At 30.1% G+C, this 10269-nt stretch carries 9 protein-coding genes; 3 read left to right on the top strand and 6 right to left on the bottom strand.

Annotated features, from left to right (window positions below):
• Position 1: 1 nt before the first annotated feature.
• From WBG30_RS11700 to WBG30_RS11715, 4 genes are all read right to left on the bottom strand, one after another.
• The gene (locus WBG30_RS11700) at positions 2-787 is read right to left on the bottom strand and encodes an HAD family hydrolase (RefSeq protein WP_424504837.1); all 786 of its coding nucleotides are present in this window, start codon (positions 785-787) and stop codon (positions 2-4) included.
• A 174-nt stretch (positions 788-961) separates the two neighbouring features.
• Positions 962-3610, bottom strand: a complete 2649-nt coding sequence (locus tag WBG30_RS11705; RefSeq protein WP_424504838.1) for a valine--tRNA ligase — start codon at positions 3608-3610, stop codon at positions 962-964.
• Positions 3611-3862: 252 nt separating this feature from the next.
• Positions 3863-4453, bottom strand: coding sequence for a hypothetical protein (locus tag WBG30_RS11710; protein WP_424504839.1), 591 nt, complete (start codon positions 4451-4453; stop codon positions 3863-3865).
• Between the two features lie 32 nt (positions 4454-4485).
• On the bottom strand, positions 4486-4653 hold the full coding sequence (locus WBG30_RS11715) for a hypothetical protein (protein WP_424504840.1): 168 nt from the start codon (positions 4651-4653) through the stop codon (positions 4486-4488).
• A gap of 69 nt (positions 4654-4722) precedes the next feature.
• On the opposite strand from WBG30_RS11715, the gene WBG30_RS11720 reads away from it, so the two are divergent.
• Positions 4723-5358, top strand: a complete 636-nt coding sequence (locus tag WBG30_RS11720; protein WP_424504841.1) for a LysE/ArgO family amino acid transporter — start codon at positions 4723-4725, stop codon at positions 5356-5358.
• A 69-nt stretch (positions 5359-5427) separates the two neighbouring features.
• Here WBG30_RS11720 and WBG30_RS11725 read toward each other — a convergent pair whose 3' ends face one another.
• Complete coding sequence (locus WBG30_RS11725) at positions 5428-6951, bottom strand: ABC transporter permease (protein ID WP_424504842.1); 1524 nt, start codon at positions 6949-6951, stop codon at positions 5428-5430.
• 138 nt (positions 6952-7089) lie between these two features.
• Positions 7090-8046, bottom strand: coding sequence for a thiamine ABC transporter substrate-binding protein (locus tag WBG30_RS11730; RefSeq protein WP_424504843.1), 957 nt, complete (start codon positions 8044-8046; stop codon positions 7090-7092).
• A gap of 538 nt (positions 8047-8584) precedes the next feature.
• Here WBG30_RS11730 and galE point away from each other — a divergent pair.
• Both galE and yfcE read left to right on the top strand, forming a co-directional pair.
• The gene (gene galE, locus WBG30_RS11735; protein WP_424504844.1) at positions 8585-9592 is read left to right on the top strand and encodes a UDP-glucose 4-epimerase GalE; all 1008 of its coding nucleotides are present in this window, start codon (positions 8585-8587) and stop codon (positions 9590-9592) included.
• Between the two features lies 1 nt (position 9593).
• Positions 9594-10130 carry a phosphodiesterase gene (yfcE, locus tag WBG30_RS11740; RefSeq protein ID WP_424504845.1) on the top strand — a complete coding sequence of 179 codons (537 nt, stop codon included), beginning with the start codon at positions 9594-9596 and terminating at the stop codon, positions 10128-10130.
• The last annotated feature ends 139 nt before the right edge of the window (positions 10131-10269 follow it).

Here is a 10269-nt window from a genome sequence, read left to right on the forward strand (position 1 = left end):
TCTATAATTTAAATAATTCTTTTATTTTTTCAACGACTCCATTTTCTTCATTACTTTTTGCTATGTTTTTTGCAAGTTCTTTTAGTTTAGGATGAGCGTTTTCCATAGCATAACTATGCTCGCCACTTTCTAATAATTCTATATCATTCAAATAATCTCCAAAAACTAAAGTTTCTTTAGGAGTTATACCTAATATTTTTTGTAATTTTCTCATAGCAGTTCCTTTATTTGCATCTAGATTAGAAATATCTAACCATACTCCACCAGAAACAGTAATCTTATATTCATTTTCGAATTCTTTAAAGTATTTATAACTATTTTCTTCTGAATTCTTAAAATCACATAGGGCTATTTTTAAAAAATCATCTTCTACTTCTTCCAAAGAATTAACTATCTCAAATTTTTCATAATATGGCTTAACTTCCTCTATAAATTTTGAATCATTTAATTCTACGTAGGCACTATTTTTTCCACATAAAACAACATTTACACCATCTATTGTTCTTGCAAGTTCTATAAATTCAAAAGTTTTCTTTCTATCCAAAATATTTATATGTAAAATTTCGCCTTTATAAGCTACAAAACTCCCATTTTCTGCAATAAAATAAATATCATCTTTTATATTTTCAAATTTTTTAATCAAATTATAATATTGCCTTCCACTAGCACAAGCAAAAACAATATTTTTTTCTTTAAGTTTTCCCCAAACTTCCCAAAATTCAGGATTGATCTCATGCTTACTATTTAATAAAGTTCCATCCATATCAGTTGCTATCAGTTTTATCAAAATATTTCCTCCTAGAAATTCACACTTTAAATTTTATACTATAGAGTATTATAACTGATTTCATCAAATATATTCAATAATATTATAGATCAAGTTCTATACATTCTGAGGTTAAAAAAATAGAGAACCCAATGGATTCTCTATTTTTTATCTAGATACAACATCACGTTGATTTTATTTAAATGCTTCTAAATTTTCACTTAATTTAGCTAACTTATCTTGATATTCTTTTTGTATCTTTCTTTCTCTTTCTAAGATATGAGCAGGTGCCTTAGAAGTAAATTTTTCATTAGATAATTTACCATTTACACGAGCTAGGTCTTTCTCTATCTTAACCATTTGTACTTCGATCTTTTTGATCTCAACTTCAGGATCTAATAATCCTGCTAATGGTACATATAATTCAGAATCTTCTACTACTCTAAATCCTGCACCTGTAGGTTTTGCTACATCTCCAAATTCTAAAGTTTCTAATTTAGCTAACTTAGTTAGGAATGTTTTATTATTTTCTAAAGTTTTAAGCTCAGATTCGTTACTAGTTCTTAAGATTGCCTTTACTTCCTTTGCAGGAGATATATTTATCTCAGCTCTTATATTTCTAAGTGCAGAAACTACTGATTGTAAGTATTCAAAAGATGTTTCGGTTTCTTCGTCTACTAAAGTTTCATTACAAGTAGGGAAAGATTCAAGCATGATTGTTTCACCTTTCGCTCCTAATTTTTGCCAGATTTCCTCTGAAATAAATGGCATAAATGGATGTAATAGTCTAAGTCCTTCTTCTAATACTGTCCATAATACATATTGAGCAGTCTTCTTAGAAGTTTCATCTTCACTATTGTAAAGTCTTGTTTTAGCTAACTCAACATACCAGTCACAGAAGTCTCCTCTCAAGAATTCATATGCTCCCTTAGCAGCTTCGTCTAATGTGAAACTTTCTAAATGTCCATTTACTTTTTTAGAAGCTTTATTTAATTTAGAGAAGATCCATTTATCTACTAATTCTAACTCTAATTCATCTTTATTTACACTGTTGATATCAAAATCTTCTAAATTCATTAATACGAATCTAGATACATTCCAAATTTTATTTGAGAAGTTTCTTCCCATCTCTAATAATTTTTCAGAAAAATGTACATCTTGACCTTTAGAAGTGTTATAGATCATAGTAAATCTAATGGCATCTGCTCCATATCTATCTATTAATTCTAATGTATCAGGAGAGTTTCCTAGTGACTTAGACATCTTTCTTCCTTGCTCGTCTCTAACTATTCCATGTAAGAATACATGCTCAAATGGGATTTCTTTCATTTCATACATTCCCATCATTACCATTCTAGCAACCCAGAAGAATAATATATCTGCTCCAGTTACCAATGTATTTGTTGGATAAAATCTTTCTAATTCTTTACTTTCAGGTAATCCCAATGTTGAGAAAGGCCATAAAGCAGATGAGAACCATGTGTCTAATACATCTGTTTCTTGAACTAGTTCAACTTCTTTTCCATAGTGTGCAAGAGCTTGTGCAGCTGCATCTTCATCAGAATTTGCTACGAATAAATGGTTGTCAGGTCCGTAGTATGCAGGTATTCTATGTCCCCACCAGATCTGTCTAGATATACACCAGTCTCTGATATTCTCTAACCAGTTATAGTAAACTTTTTCCCACCTTTTTGGCATGATCTTAACATCGCCATTATAAACTACTTCTAAAGCGTTCTTAGCTAGTGATTCCATCTTAACAAACCATTGATTAGATATTCTAGATTCTATAGTTGTATTACATCTATAACATCCACCAATTTTATTAGTATAATCTTCTATCTTTTCCATGAATCCTTGCTCTTCTAAATCAGCAACGACAGCTATTCTTGCTTCTTCACGGGTCATTCCTTCATATTTTCCAGTAAGAGCATTCATCTTAGCATCTGGAGTAAATATATTCATGATTTCTAAGTTATGTCTTTTCCCAATTTCAAAGTCATTAGGGTCATGAGCTGGAGTCATCTTAACTACACCAGTTCCAAATTCCATATCTACATAATCATCAGCTATAATTGGAACTTCTTTTCCTGTAAGAGGAAGAATTACAGTTTTACCTATTAGATCTTTATATCTCTCATCATTAGGATTTACAGCTACTCCAGTATCTCCTATCATTGTTTCTGGTCTAGTAGTTGCTACTATAAACTCTATATCAGAATCTTTTACAGGATACTTTATATGCCACATATGACCTTTGTGCTCACTATGATCTACTTCATCATCAGCTAAAGCAGTTCCACATTGTGGACACCAGTTTACCATATATTCACCTTGATAGATTAACCCATCATTATATAATTTTACAAATATATCTTTTACAGATTCAGAACAACCTTCATCCATAGTAAATCTTTCTTTTTCCCAATCTAAAGAGGCTCCTAATCTTCTTAATTGATTAGTGATTATCCCTCCATATTGATGTTTCCAATCCCAAACTTTTTCGATAAATTTATCTCTTCCAAGATCATCTCTAGTTAAGTTATCTTCTGCTAATTTTCTCTCTACTCTATTTTGAGTAGCGATCCCTGCATGATCTGTTCCTGGCATCCATAGAGTATTGTATCCACTCATTCTCTTCCATCTAATGATAGTATCCTGGATACTGTTATTTAGAACGTGTCCCATATGTAGTACACCTGTAACATTTGGTGGTGGCATAACTATAGTATAGTTAGGTTTTTCATCGTCCATTGTTGCTCTAAAATACTTATTTTCTTCCCATGTTTTGTACCATTTACTCTCTATCTCCGTCGGAGAATATATCTTGTCTAATTCCGTCATAACTGACCTCCTAAGTTTATTTTACAAAAAAATAGTAGCTATCTTATTAAAAATAGCTACTTTAATCTCTTTTATATTATTCAAGGGTTTATAAAAATTCAAAACCATAGCTATCACCTATATCAATTTGATTAAAATGTGATTAACTTTGACCTCTACTCTTTTCATAAATGTATTTCCTCCCTCTAAATTTATTCATAAATGTTACCATTATTTTTAACTTTTGTCAATTTAGATTTTTCAAATTCCAACTTATCTAACTTCTGTTTTTAGGGGTTCCTCACTCTTTTCAAAAGATATGTCCCCACTTATAGTTATTAATTTATCTGATACTATGACATTCTCATTTGTGATCTTAGGGTATATTTCTTGATATTCTCCCTTACTTTTTTTGATCTTTATTGGTTTTAAATCATTAAGTTTTAAAGGTATCAAAACATGATCTTTTAAAGCTTTATCCAATCTTAAAAACTCCAGTCCAACTATATTTACTTGGGCTAATTTTAAAGATAATATCCCTGTGTTATTATCTAAAATAGGTTTTAATTCTCCATTGATACTAGCATCCAATGTATTTCCATTAAGATTCAAATTTAAATCACCACTGATATAGATTTGGTCTTTTTTTAGAACTATCACCATATTTTTTATAGTATACTGAGCCATTGTTTTTTGATCCAGAACTTTAATCTCTTTTTTAAATTCTAAAGGGCTTATAGCTGTTGCAAATGAATTTATAGCCTTTTCAGATAACTTAATACTAATATCACTAGCCATACCCAAAGTATTAAATATAATAAATACTAAAATTAATAATTGTTTTTTAATCTTAATCTCCTCCATTTTGTTTTTTTGAAATTTTTTAATGTCTTTTTCTAAAGATTCTCTTTTCTATTCTTTTCAGGACACACCATAAATACTGAGTTTTTAAGAGTTATTATAAATCTCAACACATATAGTTGATGTCTCGAGTAACACCTGTACTTTTTCTCTGAATCTATATAATCAAGTTTAAGCAGATTTATTTGATCATAGTATATCAATGTTCTTCTGTATAGTTTATAATAACTTATATAGAGAGTTATAACAACTATTTTTTAGGAGGAATATGAATGGTTTTATCAGTAGTTACTCAAGGATTTGGAATTGGAATTAGTTTAATTATAGCCATAGGGGCACAAAATAGTTACGTTTTAAAAAATGGAATATTAAAAAAACATGTATTTATAACAGCATTATTATGCTCTGTCTTAGATATGGTTCTCATTACAGCTGGAACTTTAGGTTTAAGTTCTATAATAGATGGAAATAAGACTTTGATGCTTCTTTCTACAGCTTTTGGTGTTATCTTTCTTACTTATTATGGAATATCTTCTATTATAAAAGCCATTAAAAGTAACGAAACCTTTAATGTTGAAAATGATAAAAATAGTGATTCATTAAAAAAAACAATAGTTACTATTCTAGCACTCACTCTTTTAAATCCCCATGTATATTTAGATACTGTTATTTTAATAGGCAGTATTGGATCAAAATTTGCTGAACATCAACAGATTGATTTTATTATAGGAGCTTGTTCAGCATCGTTTGTCTGGTTCTTTGGCTTAGCTTATGGGGCACGAATTCTTATCCCTATTTTTAAAAAAGAAATTACTTGGAAAATTTTAGATATCGTTATTGGTTTAATTATGCTTAGAATTGCAAGTAAATTAGTTTTCTTTGCACTAGACAATAATTTAATAGGATAAGAGATAAAAAAGAACAAGTAAGGAAGCTAATCAGCTTATCCACTTGTTCTTTTTTTATTTCTATAAATATTAAAGTCCTAATCCTTTGCTATTTTTTTCCCTTCTCATATAGGGCACCATAAACAATATTCCTATTATAATTATATTCAGACTACTCATGGCTGCACTCTCTAAAAATAATTTATTGGTGTATAAATTATAATTTACCACTGACGATAGAGGAAGATATCTTCCTAGTTGCATAGTGTAAGTTATAGTAAATTCTGCATAGATAACAGCAAAAATCTGTAGATATGTTCCACTCAAAATTTCCTTTAAAATGGGAAATTCCACATAGATAAAGGTCTGTAATTTATTTGCACCATCTATACTACTAGCTTCTAATATATCTACTCGAAACTTCTTTATATATTGATACATAAATGAGTAAGCCAAAGGAACTGTCGTCAGAAAAAATCCTCCTATAAGTAAAACTATATAGGGAATATCGTAAATTATGTTTGTGTAGACCAGAGTTATTCCCAAGAATCCACTAGATATTCCAAAAGTGGAAAATATTATATATGTACTAAACTTCCCCGAAAATTTTAACAATAAATAGGTGAATACCACCACTATAAAAGCTGTAACCATGGCTATCATTCCTGAATTTATTATAGATTCAACCACTGGATATTTCTGATTAAATTTTGGTGAAAGAATATCTATAAAAGCTCTTAAAGAAAACTTCTTATCATAGTAATTGTAGAAAGAAAAAACTAAATTTATCCCTACAATCCCAAATTCAAAAATAATAAAGATATAACTATATATCTTTGTAATCAGAGATACTTCTCCAATTTTTTCATCTTCCTCTAGTTCATATCCATCAATTTTCTCCCCGATAATATTCACACCTGTCAATATTATAAATTGAACTATCCCTAAAGCAAACATCCTAGAAAAATTAGCACTTCCCATGAGAGAATTTACTATTTCTACTTCTAAAGTCGAAAACTTTAGTCCCCCCAAAGATAATACTATTCCAAAAGAAGTAAATGAATATGTAAATACCAAGAAAAAACCTCTGAATATCTGAGGTAAAATAAGTGGTAGCTTTATCCTTGTAAAAAGAACCCATTTACTAGCTCCACATTCTAGTGCCGCTTCTACAACTTCATTGGGTATCCTCTTTAATCCTAGAGACAGATATTTTACAAATATAGGTGCATTATAAAATACATTTGCAATCAAGATAGCTTTCAAACTATATAAAATCCCTAAATCTTTTAATAAAGGTAGATTAAATACCAATGAAAATGTTATTACTGTAGATATTACAGGAAAAAAGAAGGGAATAAATATAGTCCCTTCCATAAGAGTGCTCAGTAATCCCTTTTTATAAGTCACATAGTATGCAGGAAGAATCGCTGCAACAAAGGCTAAGATTGAAGACAAGATACCCTGTTTAAAAGACATAAGAATAAGGCTCAAAGTCTCATTATCCATTATTCCTATTAAGTCTTTTACATGGAAAAAATCTCGTCCAAATATATATATAGGAAATATCCATAATATCATATATCCTATATTTAAAATCCTAGCTTTTTTCATCCTTTTTCTCCCTTATAACCCTCTCTCGTCCTACGGACACTATCTCCCTCAACTAGGAAGAAAGGTAATAATTTTACTTTGTTTCGCCCTATTGAGGGAGAAACTAGGAGGAGAGGGTTTCTTTTTTAAATTTACAGTTTATTTTTTCAATAATTTAATTAATTCTCTTTTATATTCTTCTATTTTTTCCAAATCACTAGCCTTAACTTTTACTACTTTAGTTGATGTCGGAACTCTATTATATTCATCTCCTAATTTTATATCTGTCACAGGTAACATATAGTTTTTTTCTGCCATGGCTCTTTGGAATTTTTCCTCTAAAATATAATCCATAAATAATTTGGCTCCATCCTTTATCTCTTTTTTTGCTACGATAGAAGCTCCTTGTACATAGATATATCCACCTTCACTTGGGATAAAACTTTTATATGTACTCTTTTCATCAAAATAAAGATCACTAGTAGCATAACCTACCATAAGTGGTGCTTCATTAGTTGTAAATTTTGCCCATCCTTCACTCCATCCTGGAGCTGTTGTTTTAATCGCAGGTTTTAACTCTTTCCAAAATTTAAGCCAATTTTCCCCATATACTGCAACTGTCCACATCATAAACTCTTGACCAGTAAATGAATTAGGATCTAAAACTATTAACTGCCCATTTAACTTTTTTAAATCTTCAAAAGATGTTGGCATCGTCTCTAAACCATCTTTATTTGCATTTATAGCCAATGATCCAAAATCAAATGGAGTAGAATACCATTCACTATCTATCATATATTCTTCTTTCATTATTTTCCCAGCTGTTTTAGGTTTATAACTAGCTATAGTCCCTTCTTTTTTAGCCTGAATTACATTTATTTCTGATAATCCCAAAACTATATCAGCTTTTGGTCTTCTTTTTTCTAATTTTAATCTCGCAGGGATTCCTTTTATTCCTATTATTTCCACTTCTACCCCAGTTTTATCATAAAAATCTTGTCCTACCTCTTCCTGTAAAAATGTCATAGAACTAGGTACATAAACCACTACTTTTTCCTTTGAAAAACTTGTTATTCCTAATAATACCATTAAAATCCATAAAATACTTTTTTTCATTCTCTTCCTCCTAATAATAATAATAATAATTCGTATGGGTAATTCCTAAATTACCCTATAAACAAAAAAGACCTCCCGGAGGAAGCCTTATTAAATATAAATATACTATTCATACCCTATAAAAATTCATCCTACGCTAGCATTATCTAGATCAGGTTAACAGTCGAGACTATAACATCTCCTCCCAGCAAAAGCTCCTGCAATACTTATTTGTACTTTATTGTAACAGAATACCTAAAAATTACAACTTTTTTTTGCATTTTAAAGGTCAAATTACTATACCTAAAAAAAGACAATCTTTTTGCACTGAAAAACATATAATAGGAAAATCAATAGCTCCCTTAATGTGCCCTTCTGCTAATATATTCATCCACACTTTTAGTATCTATAAATAAATAATTTCTATCTGGTAAATCTTAGCATAATTATTATATATTCTACATAAATTTTCTGTATACCTCAGAAAAAAAGATCTCTTTGTGGTATAATAAATTTAAAATCAATACAAAATATTTTGCCATAGGCAGGAGGTCAAGTTATGAAAATATTAGTAACTGGAGGAGCTGGATATATTGGTTCCCATACAGTGATAGAACTATTAAAAGAAAACTATGAGGTAGTTATCGTAGATAATTTTTCCAACAGTAATCCAAAGGTATTGGATAGAATAAAAGAAATTTCAGGAAAAGAATTCAAATTTTACGAAATAGACCTATTAGATAAAGAAAATTTAAACAAAGTATTTATAGAGAACAAGATCGATGCTGTAATTCATTTTGCAGGATATAAGGCAGTTGGAGAATCAGTAGCCAAACCTATTGAATATTATCACAACAACCTAACGACTACATTTATTCTATGTGAAGTTATGAAAAATCATAGTGTTAAAAAGATTGTCTTTAGTTCTTCTGCTACTGTATATGGATTAAACAATACATCACCACTATTAGAAACTATGCCTCTCAGTGCTACAAACCCATATGGTAGTACAAAACTTATGATAGAGCAGATTTTAAATGATTTATATATTTCTGATAATCAGTGGGGAATTGCCCTTCTAAGATATTTTAATCCCATCGGAGCTCATGAAAGTGGAAGAATAGGAGAAAATCCAAATGGTATTCCAAATAACTTAATGCCATATATCACCCAGGTAGCTGTAGGGAAAAGAGAAAAATTAAGTGTCTTTGGATCTGACTACGATACCCATGATGGAACTGGAGTGCGTGACTATATCCATGTCATTGATCTAGCTATTGGTCATATCAAAGCACTGGAAAGATTCAAAGATAAAACTGGTGTAGAAGCATATAACTTAGGGACTGGAGACGGGATTAGTGTTCTAGATCTAGTAAATACGTTTATGAAAATAAATAATGTGAAAATTCCATATGAATTAGTAGAAAGAAGAGCTGGAGATGTAGCTACTTGTTATGCTAACTCTGAAAAAGCTCTTAAAGAATTAAACTGGAAAACTAAAAAAACTTTAGAAGATATGTGTAGGGATTCGTGGAAATGGCAGTCTAATAACCCAAAAGGATATTAAGATGAAAATATTTGTTATGTCAGACATCCATGGTTCCATATATTATCTAGAAAAAGCATTAGAATGTTTTGAGAAAGAGGAGGCCGATTATATCTTGATATTAGGAGATATTCTTTACCATGGACCACGTAATCCTCTTCCAAAAGATTACAATCCAAAATTAGTTGCTGAAAAATTAAATTTATACAAAGATAAGATCATAGCCCTGAGAGGAAATTGTGACAGTGAGGTAGACCAAATGCTTTTGGATTTTCCTATTATGAGTGATTTCACTAATTTATTTTTAGGAGATAAACGTATCTTTGCTTCCCATGGACACCTATTTACAGAAAATAAACTTCCTATAAGTAAAGGAGATATTTTGATCTCTGGTCATACTCACTTACCCTTAGCAAAAAAAAAGGATATCTATATATTTAATCCCGGATCTATAACTCTTCCAAAGGAAGAAAATCCTCATTCATATGGAATTTTAACTTCTTCCTCTTGGAAAATTAAAGATCTAGATGGTCAAACTTTTAAATCTATTATATACTAAAAAAAGTGATGTTGTCTCCTAAACATAAAAAAAAGCTAAAGCTTCTTCAACCCCCTGCCCCCATCTTGGGGGTTTTTTGGTATAATAACTATTATGACTACTATTACTCTTAAAGAGATTCTTACTAATGACAACTTAA

It is taken from the genome of Psychrilyobacter sp., from assembly GCF_049671765.1.
GTDB lineage: Bacteria > Fusobacteriota > Fusobacteriia > Fusobacteriales > Fusobacteriaceae > Psychrilyobacter.